The sequence below is a fragment of the Streptomyces sp. LX-29 genome, assembly GCF_029541745.1.
Taxonomy (GTDB): Bacteria; Actinomycetota; Actinomycetes; order Streptomycetales; family Streptomycetaceae; genus Streptomyces.
Genome location: NZ_CP089746.1, coordinates 1699417 through 1717204, shown reverse-complemented (window position 1 = coordinate 1717204; position 17788 = coordinate 1699417). Strand labels below are relative to the sequence as shown.

At 72.5% G+C, this 17788-nt stretch carries 15 protein-coding genes; 9 read left to right on the top strand and 6 right to left on the bottom strand.

Going from position 1 to position 17788, the window contains the following annotated elements; genetic code table 11:
- Nucleotides 1–127: 127 nt before the first annotated feature.
- A complete protein-coding gene (gene glgX, locus LRS74_RS07490) occupies nt 128–2257 on the bottom strand; it encodes a glycogen debranching protein GlgX (protein WP_277740265.1) in 2130 nt (709 codons plus the stop codon).
- Nucleotides 2258–2685: 428 nt separating this feature from the next.
- On the opposite strand from glgX, the gene LRS74_RS07485 reads away from it, so the two are divergent.
- From LRS74_RS07485 to LRS74_RS07465, 5 genes are all read left to right on the top strand, one after another.
- Nucleotides 2686–3522, top strand: coding sequence for a Tat pathway signal sequence domain protein (locus LRS74_RS07485; RefSeq protein WP_277744641.1), 837 nt, complete (start codon nt 2686–2688; stop codon nt 3520–3522).
- Nucleotides 3523–3731: 209 nt separating this feature from the next.
- Nucleotides 3732–5132 (top strand): copper amine oxidase, encoded by a 1401-nt coding sequence (locus LRS74_RS07480; protein ID WP_277740264.1) that lies wholly within the window; start codon nt 3732–3734, stop codon nt 5130–5132.
- Between the two features lie 87 nt (nt 5133–5219).
- Nucleotides 5220–6458: an SAV2148 family HEPN domain-containing protein gene (locus LRS74_RS07475; protein ID WP_277740263.1), complete on the top strand. Its 1239-nt coding sequence runs from the start codon at nt 5220–5222 to the stop codon at nt 6456–6458.
- Nucleotides 6459–6618: 160 nt separating this feature from the next.
- A complete protein-coding gene (locus LRS74_RS07470) occupies nt 6619–7341 on the top strand; it encodes a 3'-5' exonuclease (protein ID WP_277740262.1) in 723 nt (240 codons plus the stop codon).
- Nucleotides 7342–7421: 80 nt separating this feature from the next.
- Nucleotides 7422–8141 carry a TIGR03086 family metal-binding protein gene (locus LRS74_RS07465; RefSeq protein ID WP_277740261.1) on the top strand — a complete coding sequence of 240 codons (720 nt, stop codon included), beginning with the start codon at nt 7422–7424 and terminating at the stop codon, nt 8139–8141.
- Nucleotides 8142–8223: 82 nt separating this feature from the next.
- Here the strand turns inward: LRS74_RS07465 and LRS74_RS07460 are convergent, their stop codons facing one another.
- A complete protein-coding gene (locus LRS74_RS07460; RefSeq protein WP_277740260.1) occupies nt 8224–8502 on the bottom strand; it encodes a hypothetical protein in 279 nt (92 codons plus the stop codon).
- Between the two features lie 176 nt (nt 8503–8678).
- Between LRS74_RS07460 and LRS74_RS07455 the strand changes: the two genes are divergently transcribed.
- Nucleotides 8679–9644 (top strand): zinc metalloprotease, encoded by a 966-nt coding sequence (locus LRS74_RS07455; protein WP_277740259.1) that lies wholly within the window; start codon nt 8679–8681, stop codon nt 9642–9644.
- Nucleotides 9645–9684: 40 nt separating this feature from the next.
- Here LRS74_RS07455 and LRS74_RS07450 read toward each other — a convergent pair whose 3' ends face one another.
- Entirely contained in the window at nt 9685–10557 is an 873-nt protein-coding gene (locus LRS74_RS07450) for an aminoglycoside phosphotransferase family protein (RefSeq protein WP_277744640.1), read from the bottom strand.
- A 196-nt stretch (nt 10558–10753) separates the two neighbouring features.
- Between LRS74_RS07450 and mgt the strand changes: the two genes are divergently transcribed.
- Entirely contained in the window at nt 10754–11941 is a 1188-nt protein-coding gene (gene mgt, locus LRS74_RS07445; protein WP_277740258.1) for a macrolide-inactivating glycosyltransferase, read from the top strand.
- 72 nt (nt 11942–12013) lie between these two features.
- Here mgt and LRS74_RS07440 read toward each other — a convergent pair whose 3' ends face one another.
- Nucleotides 12014–13021 carry a hypothetical protein gene (locus LRS74_RS07440; RefSeq protein ID WP_277740257.1) on the bottom strand — a complete coding sequence of 336 codons (1008 nt, stop codon included), beginning with the start codon at nt 13019–13021 and terminating at the stop codon, nt 12014–12016.
- Between the two features lie 79 nt (nt 13022–13100).
- Nucleotides 13101–13946 (bottom strand): ErmE/ErmH/ErmO/ErmR family 23S rRNA (adenine(2058)-N(6))-methyltransferase, encoded by an 846-nt coding sequence (gene erm / locus LRS74_RS07435; protein ID WP_277740256.1) that lies wholly within the window; start codon nt 13944–13946, stop codon nt 13101–13103.
- A gap of 762 nt (nt 13947–14708) precedes the next feature.
- Here erm and LRS74_RS07430 point away from each other — a divergent pair.
- Both LRS74_RS07430 and LRS74_RS07425 read left to right on the top strand, forming a co-directional pair.
- The gene (locus tag LRS74_RS07430; RefSeq protein WP_277740255.1) at nt 14709–15923 is read left to right on the top strand and encodes a S8 family peptidase; all 1215 of its coding nucleotides are present in this window, start codon (nt 14709–14711) and stop codon (nt 15921–15923) included.
- 220 nt (nt 15924–16143) lie between these two features.
- A complete protein-coding gene (locus tag LRS74_RS07425; RefSeq protein WP_277740254.1) occupies nt 16144–16794 on the top strand; it encodes a disulfide bond formation protein DsbA in 651 nt (216 codons plus the stop codon).
- A gap of 70 nt (nt 16795–16864) precedes the next feature.
- On the opposite strand, the gene LRS74_RS07420 is transcribed toward LRS74_RS07425, so the two are convergent.
- On the bottom strand, nt 16865–17758 hold the full coding sequence (locus tag LRS74_RS07420; protein ID WP_277740253.1) for an NAD(P)-binding domain-containing protein: 894 nt from the start codon (nt 17756–17758) through the stop codon (nt 16865–16867).
- Nucleotides 17759–17788 lie beyond the last annotated feature (30 nt).

The window sequence follows — 17788 nt, the reverse complement described above, 5'->3', positions numbered from 1 at the left end:
CCACCGTCCGTACCCGATGTGCGCCCGCGGACGTCCACCCGAACGGGTGTACTACTCCGGTCGGTTCCGCGGTCGGTCCGACGGCGCCGCCGGACCGACCGCGGAACCGATCGGGCGCTCGGGTCGGCTAACCCGGACGCTGCAACACCGTCAGGCTCCGGTCCACCAGGGTGAGTCGGTCGCCCGCCGCCACCTTCGCCCCGCTCCCGGGCTCGACCCCGCCCGCCACGGCCGTGTCCACCACGACCTGCCACTGTCGGCCGTGGTCCACCGGCACCGTGAACTCCAGCGACTCGTGGTGCGCGTTGAACATCAGCAGGAACGAGTCGTCGAGGATGCGCTCGCCGCGCACGCCCGGCTCCGAGATCGCGTTGCCGTTGAGGAAGACCGTCAGCGACTTGGCGTGCGCCGCCTGCCAGTCGCGTGCCTGCATCTCCTCGCCCCTCCGGGTGAACCACGCGATGTCCGACAGCTCGTCGTGGGTCCCCTCCACCGGGCGCCCGTGGAAGAACCGGCGGCGCCGGAAGACCGGATGGTCCCGGCGCAGCCAGACCAGCGCCCGGGTGAAGCGCAGCAGCTCCAGCGCGGTCGCGGAGTCCTCCCGTGCCGGGTCCGGCCAGCGCACCCAGGAGAGCTCGTTGTCCTGACAGTAGGCGTTGTTGTTGCCGCGCTGGCTGCGTCCGAACTCGTCGCCGTGGCTCAGCATCGGCACGCCCTGGGAGAGCATCAGCGTCGCGACGAAGTTGCGCATCTGTCGGCCGCGCAGCGCCAGCACCTCGGGGTCGTCGGTCTCGCCCTCGACCCCGCAGTTCCAGGACCGGTTGTAGCTCTCGCCGTCGTTGTTGCCCTCGCCGTTGGCCTCGTTGTGCTTCCTGTCGTACGACACCAGATCGCGCAGGGTGAAGCCGTCATGGCAGGTCACGAAGTTGACCGAGGCCAGCGGGCGCCGACCGTCGCCCTGGTAGAGGTCGGAGGAGCCGGTCAGCCGGGAGGCGAACTCGGCCAGCGTGCGCGGCTCGCCGCGCCACAGATCGCGCACCGTGTCGCGGAACTTGCCGTTCCATTCGGTCCACAGCGGTGGGAAGTTGCCGACCTGGTAGCCGCCCTCGCCCAGGTCCCAGGGCTCCGCGATCAGCTTCACCTGGCTGACCACCGGGTCCTGCTGCACCAGGTCGAAGAAGGACGAGAGCCGGTCCACCTCGTGGAACTGGCGTGCCAGGGTGGCCGCCAGATCGAACCGGAAGCCGTCCACCCGCATCTCGGTGACCCAGTAGCGCAGCGAGTCCATGATCAGCTGGAGCACGTGCGGGCTGCGCATCAGCAGCGAGTTCCCGGTCCCGGTGGTGTCCATGTAGTACCGCCGGTCATCGGTGAGCCGGTAGTACGAGGCGTTGTCCAGGCCCCGGAAGGACAGCGTCGGTCCCAGGTGGCTGCCCTCGGCGGTGTGGTTGTAGACGACGTCGAGAATCACCTCGATGCCCGCCTGGTGCAGCGCCCGCACGGCGGACTTGAACTCCAGCACCTGCTGGCCCCGGTCGCCCCAGGAGGCGTAGGCGTTGTGCGGCGCGAAGAACCCGATCGTGTTGTAGCCCCAGTAGTTGGTCAGCCCCGCGTCGGACAGCCGGTGGTCGGTGACGAACTGGTGGACCGGCATCAGCTCCAGCGTGGTGACGCCCAACTCCGTCAGGTGTTCGATGATCGCCGGATGGGCCAGCGCCGCGTAGGTCCCGCGCAGCTCCTCCGGGAGCGCCGGGTGCCGCATCGTCAGGCCCTTCACATGGGCCTCGTAGATGACCGTCCGGTGGTAGTCGGTGCGCGGCGGCCGGTCGTCGCCCCAGTCGAAGTAGGGATTGACCACGACCGACGCCATCGTGTGCGGGGCGGAGTCCAGGTCGTTCCGCCGGTCCGGCCGGTCGAAGTGGTAGCCGTAGACCTCCTCTCCCCAGTCGATCCGACCGCTGATCGCCTTGGCGTAGGGGTCCAGCAGCAGCTTGGCGGAGTTGCAGCGGTGCCCGCGCTCCGGTTGGTACGGGCCGTGCACCCGGAAGCCGTAGCGCTGTCCGGGCATGACCCCGGGCAGATAGGCGTGGCGGACGAACGCGTCGTTCTCGCGCAGCTCCACCGCGGTCTCCGAACCGTCGTCGTGGAGCAGGCACAGCTCGATCCGTTGGGCGGCCTCGGAGAACACCGCGAAGTTGGTACCGGCGCCGTCGTACGTGGCGCCGAGGGGATAAGCCTGTCCCGGCCACACCTGCATGCGTCGACTCTTCCACTTCTTCGCCGTGCGCCGCGAGGACGCCTGTCGGTGCCGCGCCCCCGGGGCGAGGGGCATCGTGGCCCAACTGCCCTCCAGGCGGGCCTCTTTCGCCAGATCTTCCTCAATACGGAGGCAATCCGCGACCACATCGGTTCGTCCTCTCGGGTGACCTCCGCATACTGGGGGCGATCACCCGGAATGCGGTCTCATCCGGCCGTCCGGGGGAACAGGGGGGAATCGGCACTCCGGTCCGCACTCCAGCGGCCGGGTGGCCGGGCGGCCGGCTGGTCGGACGGCCGGAGCCAGAGCTGGTACACCGAGCGCGGGGCACCGAGGGGCGGCGGCCGAGAGGCGGGGGAGCCCGTCCGGGGAACACGGGCCGGCCTCAGGGGACAGGGGAGAGAAGGATGGGGGAGGACGTGCGCAGCATGACCCAGCGCCACCTGGGCACCGTGGTGGCCGGCGCGTCGATCGCGGTCACCGTCGGGGCGGCCCTCGTCGCGGTCACCCTTCCGGGTGCGGCCTCCGGGGACTCCCCGCGGGACCCGGCGTACGGACACGCGCGGTACGAGCAGGTGCGGTACGGGCCGGGAGCGGCGCAGGGGTCGGCCGCCGGAGGCGACGGGGCCCCGCCGCCCGGCGTGGTGGAACCCCCGCCGCCGCGGGTCGCCGCCGGCGGCGGGACGGACCCGCTGACGGACGACGAGATCGGGCGCGCCCGCGCCCTGGCGCTGAGCGCCGACCCGCGCGAGGCCGGCGAGGGCGTCCGAGGCGCCCCCGGCCCGCAGCCGCTCTCCGTGGACCTCGCCGAGGTACCCCCCAAGGAGGCCGGTGCCGCCGCCCCGCCGCGGCGCGCCCAGGTGTCCTCCTACGACTACCGGCGGGACGCCTACGTCACCACCACGGTGGACCTCGCCTCCGGTCGGGTGGTGCGCACCGACACGCAACGCGGCGTGCAGCCGCCGCCGAGCCGGCAGGAGGCCGTCGAGGCGGCCCGGCTGTTGATCGGCGACCGGCGGCTGGGTGAGGGGCTGCGGAGGGACTACCGCGACGCCACCGGAAGGGAGCTGACCGACCCCGCGCAGTTGACGGTCACCGGCTTCGTCTACCGCGTGGATGCGGAGAACCCCGGCCCCGCGCGGCTGGGCGCCTGCGGCCGGCACCGCTGCGTCCGGCTCTTCAGCAGAGTGCGCAACGGGCCGTGGATCGACACCCGCTGGTTCGTGGTCGACCTGAGCGCCCGCAGCGTGTCCCGGCTGGACTGAGCCGCCGCGCGGCTCCGTCCCCGGAGGCCCCGGCCCTCGGACCGTCTCGTCTCCGGATGCCGCCCGGCCTCGGACCGTCTCGTCCCCGGAGGCCCCCGGCCTCGGATCGTCCGTCACCCGGGGCCGCCCGGCCCCGGACCGCCTCGCCCGCGGACCCCCGTCGCCTCGCCCCTACTCCCCACCGTCGGCTTCCGTACAGGAGTGCAGCCATGCGTGCCATGCCCGTCCCGCGCGACCGTAGGCGCCGCCCCGCGCGGGGCCGCCGCCCGGCGCTTCGCCTTCGGGCGCTCTCGGCGCTCGCCCTTTCGCTGTTGCTGGCGGCGGGAGGCGCGGCCGTCGGCCCCGCGCGGGCGCTGCCGCCCACCGCGCGGCCGCCGTCGGCCGCCGCCCCGGCCGGCCCCGCTCCCGCCGCCGCGGCCGCTCCCGCCGCCGCGTGCGGCGCCCCGTACCGCATCGAGCAGCGGTTGTCGGGCGGCACGGTCTGGCGCATGTGCTGGAGCTACGAGTCGCACGCCGGACTGGTGCTGAAGGACGTCACGTACCAGCCGCGGGGCGAGCCCCGCCCGATCAAGGTGCTGACCTCCGCCAAGCTCGCCCAGATCCATGTGCCCTATGACGACGGCTCGGTGGAGTACGACGACCTCACCGGGCAGGGGTTCGCGCAGGGACTCCAGCAGTTGGATCCGGCGGAGTGCCCCGGCGGCACGATCAAGACGGTGCGGGTGCGGGGGGCTTCGGAGCCGAGCCGGGAGAACGTCGCGGGGTTGTGCGCCACCACCCGCGCCCGCGGTCACGCCTATCGCATGGTGGGCACCGACGCGGGCGAGGTCCACCAGGTCCAGGACAGGGACCTGTTGGTCTACACCGTCAATCTGGTCGGCTGGTACGAGTACATCACCGAGTGGCGGTTCTCCTCGGACGGCACCATGACGATGCAGGTCGGCGCCACCGGCTCACTCTCGCCGATCGACTACGACGCCGGGGACGGCCGCGGATGGCCCCTCGGCAGGGGCGCCGGGGACTACGCCACCAGCCACAGCCACAACGTCTTCTGGCGGCTCAACTTCGGGCTCGACGGCTCCTCGAAGAGCGTCGTCGAGCAGTACGACTCGACGACGACCCAGGAGTCGGGACGGCTCCCCAGGACCCGCACCACGCGCACCCGTGTCACCAGGGAGCTGGCCGGGGACGCGGTGGGCACCCGCTGGTGGCGGGTCGTCAGCACCGCCGGTCGGAACGCGGACGGCCACCCCAGGTCGTACGAGATCGTGCCCGGCCGCACCACCCGGTACCAGGGCCGCCCGTACACCCGGCACGACGTGTACGTCACCGAGTACCGCGGCTGCGAACAGTTCGCCAGCCACAACCTCCGCGACTGCGGCGCCCGCGCGGGCAGAAGTGTCGACACCTGGGTTGACGGCCAGACTCTCGAACACCCCGTCGTCTGGGTCCACATCGGCTTCCACCACATCGCGCGGGACGAGGACCAGCAGCCGATGCCGGTCCACTGGCAGGGCTTCCAACTGGCTCCGCGGGACGTCACCGCTATGAATCCGCTCACGCCGCCCGCACTGGCGAGTCACAACGGTCATACGGAAGCGGAACGTTGACCCGGACCTCGATCGATCGTGCTGCACCACCTCTGTGCGCGCAGTAGTCTGCGGTGATCGTTGGACGGGGGCGGAAGGCGGTGCAAGGTGAGCTCGGGCGGGTTGGAGCTGCCCCCTGGCGACGGAGGTTCCGGGGGTGACGGCGCCACCGACGCGCCACCCGGCGCGGTGTCCCTCGTGCGTCCGGTGGAGATCGGCGCGGAGCTGGACTGGGACACCGACGCCTGGACAGAGGTGCGCACCCGCGCCCGCCGCGCGGGGCGCGCGTACATCTGGTTGAACCTCGTCGAACAGCGGCTGCGTGCCGTCGTCTCGGCTGTGCTGCGGCCCATCTACGAGCCGGTCCACGGCGACGACTGGGTGGTGGCGGCCGCCGGGCCGGCGGGCCAGGAGTGGGTGCAGCGCGCGGTGGCCGTGCGGGAGGTCAGCCGCCGCAAGGGCTATCTGCTGGACCCGGCGGACGACAACGTCATCAGCTTCCTCACCCTCCCGCAGCTGCGGGAGCTGCTGGTCCAGCACTGGCCCTGCTTCGAGCCGTACCTGGACGACCGGCGCGACCTGGAGCTTGCCCTGGACGAGCTGGAGGTCACCCGGAACGTGGTCTCCCGCAACCGGGCGCTCTCCCAGACGGTGCTCGCCCAGGCGGAGCGCGCCTCCGCGCGGCTGCTGGAGATACTCGGCAGCGGCAACGTCTCCCCGTCCGCGAACCGGCTGCCCATAGACGCCGTCGAGGACCTGGTGGGCGACCGCTACGCCGATGTCGTCGGGGTCCACCCCGACCGGGTCCGGCTGCAGCGCCAGCTCCCCGCCGAGGACCTGTTCGGCAACGCCCGCCGCCTGGACGCGGTGGGCATCGGCCTCAACCTGCTGGTGCAGAACTACTCGGGGCGGCGGCTGGTCCGGCTCGCCGAGACCGGCTGCCGGGCCCGGCTGCTCTTCCTCAACCCGGCCAGTAGCGCGGTCCGCCGGCGGGAGCGGGAACTGGGGCTGAAGAAGGGGGAGATGAGCCGCTCGGTGGAGATGAACATCCTCCATATGCGGCGGGTCCGCTCCCGGCTCCGCGACCCGGGCGCCTTCGAGATCCACGTCTTCGACGAGACGCCCCGCTTCACCGCCTACCTGGTCAACGGCGACGGGGCGGACGGGCTCGCCATCGTCCAGCCGTATCTGCGTAAGGCGCGCGGCATGGAGGCCCCGGTGCTGGTGTTGCGCGGCGGCACGCCGAACGTGGTGCGGGAGGACCGGGACGAGATCGAGAACGGACTCTTCGACACCTACCGGGAGGAGTTCGAGGGCGTGTGGGCGGACTCCCGCCCGGTGTCCTGAGCACCCTTCCCGCCGCCCTGCCGCCGGCCGGTGCCGGGGCCGCCGCCCGGGGGTTCCGGGGCGTCGCGGCCACGCCCCGGCGGCCGGCGGGGCCGCGTTGTCAGTGGTGCGTGCGAGTCTGATGGACAACCGGGGGAAAGTACCGCGAAGGAGGGCCGCCATGGGCTGGCACCGGGAGCTGCTGATCGGCTTCGATCTTGAGACGACGGGCACCGATCCGCGTGAGGCGCGGATCGTGACCGCCGCGGTCGTCGAGGTGAAGGCGGGGGAGCCGATCGGGCGACGGGACTGGCTGGCCGATCCGGGCGTGCTCATACCGGACGACGCCGTCGCCGTGCACGGCATCACCAACGAGCGCGTGGCGGATCGCGGCCGGCCGGCCGCCGAGGTGGCCGACGAGGTGGCGGACGCCTTGGTCGGACATTGGCGCGCCGGCGCGCCGGTGGTGGCCTACAACGCGGCCTTCGACCTGAGCCTGCTCGCCGCCGAGTTGCGGCGGCACGGGCTGCCGTCGCTGGGCGACCGGCTGGGCGGCGCCGAGACCGGCCCGGTCGTCGACCCGCTCACCATAGACCGGGCGGTGGACCGCTACCGCCGGGGCAAGCGCACTCTGGAGGCCGTCTGCCAGGTCTACGGCGTGGTGCTGGACGGCGCACACGAGGCCGGGGCGGACGCGCTGGCCGCCGCGCGGGTCGCCTTCGCGGTCGCCGAGGCACACCCGACGGTCGCCGCCATGGAGCCGTGGGAGCTCCACCGCGAGCAGATCGGGTGGTACGCGGAGTGGGCCGCGGGCTATCAGCAGTGGCTGCGCCGCAAGGGCACGCCGGAGGCGGTGGTGGACGGCGGCTGGCCGCTGCGGGGGCCCGCCACGCCGGCGGGCTGACTCCGAGCGATGAGTCCTCCCGGGCTGGAAGGTCTGTATCAAGGCCCATACAGGGAGACCATCGGACGAGGAGAGCCGCCGTGACCGACGACATCAGCGACATCCAGCCCGAACACCGCGATCCCGGACATCACCACCCCGGGAATGGCGATACGGGCGAGAAGCCCGTTGTCGGTGGCGCGGCGGAAGGGGGCGCCGTCCCCGTCGACCTCGGGCCCGCGATGCGCGGGGTGGCCGCGCTGTTGGACGGCGTCACCGACACGCTGCTGTCGGCCCGCACGCCGTGTGCGGAGTATCCGGTGGCGGCGCTGCTGGACCACCTGATGGATCTGACGGTCGCCTTCCAGCATGCGGTGCGGAAGGCCGAGTGGATCCCTCGCGGGTCCGGCGGTGCGAAGCCGGCGCCCCCCGGGGCGCCGCGCGCCTCGGCGGACCGGCTGGACCCCCGGTGGCGCGAACTGCTGCCGCGACAGTTGGACGAGCTGGCGGCCGCCTGGCGTGACCCCGCCGCGTGGGTCGGCACGGCCGAGGCGGGAGGAGTGACCATGCCGGCCGAGGCGATGGGCATCGTGGCCCTGGACGAGGTGCTCGTCCACGGGTGGGACCTCGCGCGGGCGACGGGTCAGCCGTACGAGCCCGATCGGGGCAGCGTCGAGGCCGTCTTCGGGATGCTCGAGGAGACGGCGAGCGCGGAGGGGGTGGCGGGCATGTTCGGGCCCGCGGTGACGGTTCCGGACGACGCTCCCCTGTGGGACCGGGCCCTGGGGCTCGTCGGCCGCGACCCGTCGTGGACGCCCTGAGTCCCCGGCGGGCGACGAGGAGGTCGGTGTGCGTCGGCGCCGCGGCGGGGCGCGGGGCCGACCGTCGGCGGGCCTCGGAGGCTCACGCGCGGATCCTGAGCACGGTGTCGTCGCAGTGCAGGATCTCCACCTCCCGATCCGGGCGTTCGGAGTCGCCGAAGGAGGCCACGAACCGTCGGCCGTCGGTCGTCCGCCACCGCCCGGCCGCCGTGGCCGGCGCGTCGCCGCGCCCGATCGGGTGATCGACGAAGGTCCCGTCCGGTGTGAACTCCAGTGCCCTGCGGCCGCGCGCCAGTGGAAAGTCATAGCCGGTCGGCCGATAGACCGCCACGCCTTCGGTGTCCTCTTCGAAGGAATGCACCCATCGCCGGAAAAGGCAGTCAGGTGGTTGACGTGTCATATTTAGTCCACTTTCGGGGTACTTGCCGTAGATCTTAGGCTGTGTCTACACTTTTGAGTGTATGGGTCCGCGGTAGTCCGCACCGGCCCGCGCCTCCCATGAGCAGTGAATTCCTTGAAATACGAAGGAGGTGCGGCATGCCAGAAACCGAAGAGTTCACCGGCCTCGAACGCGGGCAGTACTGCGGAACGATGGCCCTCCACCGCCGGCTGCTGGAGCGGGACGGGGAGTACGCCGCGAATCGCACGGTGATCGAGAACCACGCCTTCGCGTTCGCCAGCGGGGAGCTGACGTCGGGCAGGACCGCGGTCACCAAGATCCCCGTCGTCGTCCACGTCGTGTTCAACACCGACGAGCAGAACGTCGGCGACGACCAGATCCACAGTCAGATCACCGTGCTCAACGAGGACTTCCGGAAGGCCAATCCGGACGTCAGCAAGGTGCCCACGGTGTGGCAGCCGATCGCGGCCGACAGCCTCATCGAGTTCGAGCTGGCCACCACCGATCCGCAGGGGCAGCCCACCAACGGCATCACGCGTACGCAGACCCAGACCGAGAAGTTCGATTCGGAAGACGACTCCGTCAAGTTCCCCGCGAAGGGCGGAGTGGCCGCCTGGCCCGCCGACCGCTATCTGAACCTCTGGGTCTGTGAGGTGTTCAGCAGCGCGATCGGCGGCACCCTGCTGGGCTACGCCCAGTTCCCCGGCGGTCCCGCCGAAACCGATGGTGTCGTCATCAACTACAAGGCGTTCGGCACCACCGGCACCGCGAGCGCGCCGTTCGACCTCGGCCGTACCGCCACGCACGAGGTCGGGCACTGGCTCAATCTGCGCCATATCTGGGGCGACGACTTCGACGGCTGCAGCGGCAGCGACTTCGTCGCCGACACCCCCAACCAGGGTGGCGAGAACACGGGGATGCCGACCTTCCCCAAGATCTCGTGCAACAACGGGCCCCATGGCGACATGTTCGTCAACTACATGGACTACACCGACGACGCCGGGATGTTCATGTTCACCCAGGGCCAGGTGACCCGGATGGAGGCCACCCTGGACGGCTTCCGCTCATCCTTCAACGGGTCGGGTGGGGGTGGCCGCGGGTAGTCCCGTCCTCGGGCCGGCAGCCACCCTGCCCGGCTCGGGATCAGAACGGGTGCCAGCGCACCGCCGCGTCGCCCTCGCGCAGTGAGGCGATCCGGCGGTCGAACTCCCTCCGTGCCGCCGGGCTGCCCGGCGTGTGCTGCGCCACCCAGGCGCAGCTGGCGGTCTCGCGGGCGCCGCGCAGCAGGGCGCACCCGTCCCAGTCGCGCACGTCCCAGCCGTACGCCGCGACGAAGTCGTCGTAGGCGGCCGGATCGAGCCCGTACCGGTCGCGGGAGAGCGCCATCACGACCAGGTCGTGCTCCCGCAGGTCGGTCGAGAAGGTCTCCAGGTCCAGCAGCACCGGGCCGTCCGGGCCGACGTGCACGTTGCGTGGCAGCGCGTCGCCGTGGATGGGGCCGAGCGGCAGGTGTGGGGTCAGCTCGGCGACGCCGGCCGCGAAGTCGTCCCGGCGGGCGCGCAGACAGGCGGCGTCCGCCGGGTCGATCGCGTCCCCCGCGAGCCGCAGCCAGCGCTCGACCCCGCCCAGCAGCTCCCGGCGCGGCAGCTCGAAGGGCGGCGCGGGCAGCGCGTGGACGAGCCGGAGCAGCTTCGCCAGGTCGCGCGGTTCGGCCGGGCGCACCGCCGCCGGCAGCCGCTCCCAGAAGGTGACGAGGTGTCCGTCGCAGGCCAGCGGTTGGTCCGCGCCCCATGGCGCGGGGCGCGCCGTGGGCAGTCCCTCGGTCGCGAGCCACTCGGCGACCCGCAGCTCCCGCTCGGCGCGGTCCCGGGCGTGCGCGTCGGCGGTGCGGCTGATGCGGACCACGAGGTCCGGGCGGTCGGACCGCTCGACGGCGAAGACGGCGTTCTCACCGAAGGCCAGCAGTCGGGCCCGGTCGCCGTCGTGCCGCGGCAGCGGCACCGCCTTCGTGAGCACCGCGCGCGCCCGCTCCTCGGTGAACGCCACCGTGCCCTCGGGCTTCGCCCCTCCCGCGGTCTCGGTCACGCCCCGCCCCTCTCGCCGTTCCGCCTGGTCGGCCCCAGTCTCGCACTCCGGCCCCCAGCCGCAGGGCGGGGGCCGGGATGATCGAATTCAGTTGCACGAGACGTATCGTCTCGTTACCGTGAGGGGCATGAGCCACATCGCCATGTTCAGCATCGCCGCCCACGGCCACGTCAACCCGAGCCTCGAAGTGATCCGTGAGCTCGTCGCCCGGGGCCACCGGGTCACCTACGCGATACCCGAGTCCTTCGCGGAGAAGGTCGCCGCGACCGGCGCCGAGCCCAGGGTCTTCGGCTCCGTGCTGCCGACCGCCGACGAGCCGGAGGCGTGGGGCACCGAGTTGATCGAGCACATCGAGCCGTTCCTGGCGGACGCGATCCAGGCGCTGCCGCAACACGCGGCGGCCTACGCGGGCGACGAACCCGACCTGGTGCTGTGGGACATCACCGCCTGGCCCGCCCCCGTCCTCGCTCGCCGCTGGGGCGTCCCCGCCATCCAGCTCTCGCCCAACCTGGTCGCCTGGGAGGGCTACGAGGAGGAGGTGGCCGAGCCGATGTACGCCGAGCTGAAGGCGTCCGAGCGGGGGCAGGCGTACTACGCGCGCTTCCGCGCCTGGCTGGACGCCAACGGCCTGGCCGACACCGACCCGGACCGGATGCTGGGCCGCCCCGACCGCTGCGTCGTCCTCATCCCCAGGGCCCTCCAGCCGCACGCCGACCGCGTCGACGAGACCGTGTACACCTTCGTCGGCGCCTGCCAGGGCGCCCGGGACGAGACCGAGTGGCGGCGCCCCGCCGCGGCCGCCCGGGACAAGGTGCTGCTGATCTCGCTCGGCTCGACCTGGACCAGGGAGCCGGACCTCTACCGCGCCTGCGTGGCGGCGTTCGGCGGGCTGCCGGGCTGGCACGTGGTGCTCCAGATCGGCGCGCACGTCGACCTGGCTGGGCTCGGCGAGATCCCGGACAACATCGAGGTTCACCGTTGGGTGCCGCAGCTGAGCATCCTCCGGCAGGCCGACGCCTTCATCACCCACGCCGGCGCCGGCGGCAGCCAGGAGGGGCTCGCCTGCGGGGTGCCGATGGTCGCCGTGCCCCAGGCCGTCGACCAGTTCGGCAACGCCGACGTGCTCCAGTCCCTCGGCGTGGCCCGCCACCTGCCCAAGGAGGAGGCCACCGCCGAGGCGCTGCGCGAGGCGGTGCTGGCGCTCGTCTCCGACCCCGAGGTGGCGAAGCGGTGCGCCGAGGTGCGCCGGCAGGTGGAAGCCGAGGGCGGCACCCGGCAGGCGGCCGACCTCATCGAGGCGGCGCTGCCCGCCTGACCGGACCGGCCACGGCCCCCGCCGTACGCGCGTGGAGCAGCGCGTACGGCGGGCGCCGGCCGCCGGACCGGCTCAGTGGAACCGGGTCGTCACGATGCGCGCCTTGTAGATCTGAGCCTCCGACTGCCTCCGGTGGCCGCCGGAGGAGAAGTACACGGTGTCGTCGCCGAACCGATCGTCTTTCGTCCCGCTCGAGTCCCGGGTCCACATCGCCTGGCCCGACGCGTGGATCACATACGACTTGACCAGCTTGCTGGCGGGCTGGCGGTACCAGACCGTCCCCTTCTCCCGGGTCCTGCGGTCCACCCAGTACACGCCGTTGGTGTCGGTGATCAGGAGACGCCGCGGGTTGGTGTAGTCGGGCTGCAGATCGTGGCCGTGGTGCTTGCCCTCCGGCACCCCCCTGCGCAGGTCGATGTCCCGGCCCACCTTGCGCAGCCGACAGGAGCGCAGGCCGCCCACGACCTCGTAGCTCCGCAGGATCGGGCCGCCGATCACCCACAGCAGCTTGAGCTGGTCGTCCCAGAGCACCCCGTGCGGCTCCTTCAGCGCGCCCAGGTCGCGGGCGTGAAGCGTCTGCACCTCCCGGAGCGTGCTCACGTCGCTGCTCTTGGGGCCGAAGACGTGCAGCGCGCCGCGTGAGCCCGCGACGACCACGGCGAGCTTGTCCGGCACCCGCTCGATGCTGTGCGGATAGCTGCTGACGGGCGCCTCCCACAGCAGGTCGCCGTGGCCGAGCCGGCTGCCCCAGCGACCGAACCGGACGATCCCGGCCCGGCCGTTCTTCGGCTTGCCCGCGGTCATCAGCACGAGCGTGCCGTACCGCCGGGTGTCGCGGAACCGGATCTCGAACGGGTTGTCCCAGCCGGTGCGGCCCTTGCCCGGGTCGAAGACCCAGTTGACGGTCGCGTCGTTCCACCTCTCCGTGCGGTCGTGGACCAGGAACCGGTTGGAGTGCTGCTCGCAGATCGCCACCGGGAAGTCGACCGGAGCGGCGTTCGCGGCGCCGCCGAGCCAGCTTCCCACCGGTACCGCGGCCGCCCCGGCCACGGCCCCGCGCAACAGAGTCCGCCTCTTCATGCGTCTTCCCTCCCGAGGGCGGGAGCGCCCCCGCGTCGCCCCCGCCCCAGGAGATGTGCCGACCGCCGGACGGGTTCCCTCAGCGGCGCGCCACCGCGCGGTACAGCGTCAGCCACTGATTGGGCGTCACCTGCGCCACCACCACATCCCGGCGCAGCCCCGCCCGGTGGAACGCCTGGTCCAGCGTCCGGGTCGGGCAGGCGCGCCGCAGCGAGGCGTGCAGACTGCCGCCGACCCCGGAGAAGCCGAGATCGACCAGGCGCGCGTACGCCGCACGGTCCGCCGACGTGCCGAGCAGCGGCTCCGGCCGCCGGGTCAGCCGCAACAGGCCACCGTCCACGCGCGGCACCGGTCGGAAGGCGGTGCGCGCCACCCGGCCGCACAGCCGCCACTCGACCTCCGGCCAGCTCCGCACGGTCAGCAGGCTCCAACGTCCGTAGTCGCCCGAGCGCTTGCGGGCGTACTCCCACTGCGTGAGCAGGGTCGCCGAGGTCAACCGGGGGGCCCGCAGACACCACCGGACGACCTCGGAGGTGCGGGCGTAGGGCACGTTGGCCACCACCGCGAACGGGGTGTCCGGGGCGACGGCGGTGAGGAAGTCCTGTCGCACCACCCGCACCTGCGGATAGGGCCGCAGCCGCGTCCGCAGTCCGTCGATCAGACGGGGGTCGACCTCGTAGGCCACCAGGGTGCGGCAGTGCGGCGCGAGCGCCTCGGTGAGCACGCCGCGGCCCGCGCCCACCTCGATGAGCAGATCGGTGGGGCGAGGTCGCGCGAGGCGCACCAGGCTTTCCACGACGCGGGGGTCGGTCAGGAAGTTCTGGGAGAGCGTGCGGCGGGCGCGGTCGCGCTCGGTGCGACGGGGCTCCCCGGTGGGGTGTCGATCGGGGGTGTTCCGGGTGGTGCTGGGCTGGATGCGGGCCACGGCCGGCGGTCCTTTCGGAGCCGGACGGGCGGCGGCGCGAACGTGGCGCGGAACGGCTGACGGCACGGGCCGGCGCGTTGCGCAGGGCACCGTGTCAGGGCACGGAACGGCGTGGATCGGGCCTCGCCACCCGTCCGGAACGAGTGATTCCTGGACGGACGGGGGCCCTGGCGGCTCAGCGGCTCAGGGGATGACTGGGCGGGTCCGGGCCGGCCAGGGCGCCGGGCCACGCCGCGGGCGGCGGGTCGACGGAAGAAAGGCGCACGCACGCGCCACCCCGGCGAGGCCGTGGGTGGGGAACCGGGTGAAGACGCCGATGCCGGGACTGCCGCCCATCGGTGAACTCCTCCCGTACGTGCGCCGAACCGCCCTCGCCGATCGTCAAGCAGGGGCTGCGGAAGCGCGACTGGACGCGCGGCGGGGATCGCCACGCGACGAGTGGACCGTACGACTCCGGCGAGCGGACCGCAATCGGATTACGGCCCCGGGGGCGAGCGGCGCGGCCGAGCGCGCCGTTCGGGTGGGAGCGCCGTGGGCCCCTGCCGCTTTGCCCGCGTTCGGTGGACTTCGTTGATTCGCAAGGACGTTGCGTATGTCACACCGGCCCCAGGAGTTGTCCTGGGGCTTGAAATCGGGCCCGCTCATCGGACAGGGTTTCGAGTCGATCCGGAGCGGAACTCCTTGCGTTCCGGATGGAGTTGCGACGTCTCGATACGGCCGCAGCTCGACTCCCCCCACAACCTCACGAGGAGGAACCTCGTCATGGCCACACACAAGCGTGTCGGCAAGCGGAAGATCGCCCTGGGCATAGCCGCGGCCGCCGCGGTGACCGCGGGCGCCTTCGTCGCCCTTCCGGCCGGCGCGTCGACGCCCGCCGAGGGCACGGTGTACGGCACCGAGTCCAAGGACGCCGTCGACGGCAGCTACATCGTGCTGCTGAAGGGCGGCAAGACCATCAAGGCCGCCTCCGAGGGCGAGGACCTGGCCGAGGAGTACGGCGGCACCCTGAGCCGCAGCTACGACTCCGCGGTCAACGGCTTCTCGGCCAAGGGGCTGACGGAGACCGAGGCCAAGCGCCTGGCCGCCGACCCGTCGGTCGCCAAGGTCGTCCAGAACCAGCGGTTCAGCATCGAGGCCACCCAGGAGAACCCGCCGTCGTGGGGCCTGGACCGGGTCGACCAGGCCGACACCGCGGGCGACAAGAAGTACACGTACCCCGACAACGCCGGTGAGGGCGTCACGGCGTACGTCATCGACACCGGCGTGCGCGTGACCCACAAGGACTTCGAGGGCCGCGCGGTCTCCGGCTTCGACGCCATCGACAACGACGACGACGCCAACGACGGCCAGGGCCACGGCACCCATGTCGCGGGCACCATCGCCGGCGCTCAGCACGGCGTCGCCAAGAAGGCGAAGATCGTCGCGGTCCGGGTCCTCGACGACCAGGGGTCCGGTACCACCGAGCAGGTCGTCGCGGGCATCGACTGGGTGACCGAGCACCACCAGGGCCCGTCGGTCGCCAACATGAGCCTCGGCGGCGGCGCCGACGAGGCGCTGGACGCCGCGGTGAAGAAGGCGATCGCCTCCGGCGTCACCTTCGCCGTGGCCGCGGGCAACGAGTCCACCGACGCAGGCCAGGGCTCGCCGGCCCGCGTCCAGGAGGCGATCACCGTCGCCTCCAGCACCGAGGACGACCAGCAGTCGGACTTCTCCAACTTCGGCCAGATCGTGGACCTCTACGCTCCTGGCTCGGAGATCACCTCGTCCTGGAACGACAGCGACGAGGGCACCAAGACCATCTCCGGTACCTCGATGGCCACCCCGCACGTCGCGGGTGCCGCGGCGGTCTACCTCGCCGGTCACCCGGAGGCCACGCCCGACCAGGTGGCGGCCGCGCTGACCGAGGGCGCCACCCCCGACAAGATCTCCAACCCGAGTGAGGGCACGCCGAACAAGCTGCTCAAGGTCGTGGAGTAGGCACCACCGCGAGACCTCCGCTCCGCGCAACAGGCCGGCCGTCGCACCCCACCCCCACGGGGCGCGGCGGCCGGCCGCCGTCTTCCCGCCGTGGCGTCCCATGAGCCCGGGCGCGTGCCGTCCTTGTTCCACCCGGAGCTCCGGGGGGCGCCGGTGGCCCAGGGAATCGAGTGGTGATTGGCCCTCAGGGGTGGGCCACCGGCGGACTAGGCTCATGCACATGACGACGCAGCAGACGACACCCCGGACCTCCGCCGCCACCGACACCGTCCCCAAGGTCGACTTCTACTTCGACCCCGCCTGCCCCTTCGCCTGGATCAGCTCGCGCTGGATCCTGGAGGTGGCGCGGCAGCGTGAGCTGGAGCTGCGGTTCCGGGTGATGAGCCTGTCGGTGCTGAACGAGGGACGTGAGGACATCCCGCAGCGCTACAAGGAGATGCTGGAGAAGGGCTGGGGCCCGGTCCGGGTGTGCGTCGCGGCCGCTCAGCACCACGGCGAGGAGGTGCTGCGCGACCTGTACACGGCGCTCGGCACCCGCATCCACAACGGGGGCAACAAGGACACCGATGTGGTGATCAAGGAGGCCCTGGCGGAGGTGGGGCTGCCGGCCGAACTGGCCGAGGCGGCCCACGACACCGCGTACGACGAGGCGCTGCGCAAGAGCCACCACGAGGGCATGGACCCGGTCGGCGAGGAGGTCGGCACCCCGACGATCCACATCGACGGGGTCGCCTTCTTCGGCCCCGTCCTCACCGCCGTTCCGCGTGGTGAGGACGCGCTGCGCGTCTTCGAGGGCGCCCGACTGCTGGCCGGCTACCCGAAGTTCTTCGAGCTGAAGCGCACCCGCACCGGCGACCTCGACTTCAGCTGACGACCCGGCGGCTCGGCCTCCGCACCGGGCCGCGCCCCCGGCGTCCGTCGGCGCCGGGCGTGGCGCCCCGTCACGCGGTGGGCTTGACCAGCTCCACCAGGCTGGACAGCCCCTGGTGACCGAAGCCGTCGGCCACCCGTCGCTCGATCAGGCGCAGCACGGGGGCGATCAGCTCCGCGTTCATGCCCTGGTCGGCGGCGACCTGGGTGAGGGTGCGGTAGGCGCCCACCTGCATCTCCAGGGAGCTTCCGGCGCTGGTGTACTCGCCACTGTCGATCTCCCGGGCTGCCTCCGGCAGGTTGGCCACCATGGCGTTGAGGAAGGGGAGCAGCAGCGAGGTGAACCCGGTCGCCGGGACGCCCTCGGTGGACACCAGGGCGACGGCCTGGAAGTAGCCCGCGAACATGCCGTACATGGCGCTGAGCATGGCCAGGTCCTGGAGCGAGGCCAGCCCCGGGTCGGGGCTGACGTGCACCGCCGCGCCCAGCACGGACAGCTCCTTCTCGTACCGCTGGAAGGCGGCCTCCGCGCCGCTGTAGAGCAGCAGCGCCGCCGGGGTGGCGATGCCCTGCGGGACCGCCATGATCCCGCCGTCCAGGTACTCCGCGCCGCGCTCGGCGACCCGGGCCGCCATGGCGCGGGCCTGCTGGGGCGTTCCGTTGGTGAGATTCACCAGCGTCGTGCCGGCCAGCGCGCCGTTCGCCGCGTCACCGGAGGCCGCGTCCAGCACCTCGTCCACGGCGTCGTAGTCCAGTACGCACACGATCACCAGCGGGCTGGCGGCGACCGCCTCGGTGACCGACCCGGCGCGGGTCGCGCCCCGGGCGACCAACGCGTCGGCCTTCTGGGGGGACCGGTTCCACACCGTGGTCGGGTGGCCGGCCGCGAGGAAGGCCCCGGCCAGCGCCGTCCCCATCAGACCCAGACCGATGACCGTCACCGGGGTGTGCTCTTCGTTGGCCATGACCGCTCCTCGTGCTGTGCGTCGTCGTTG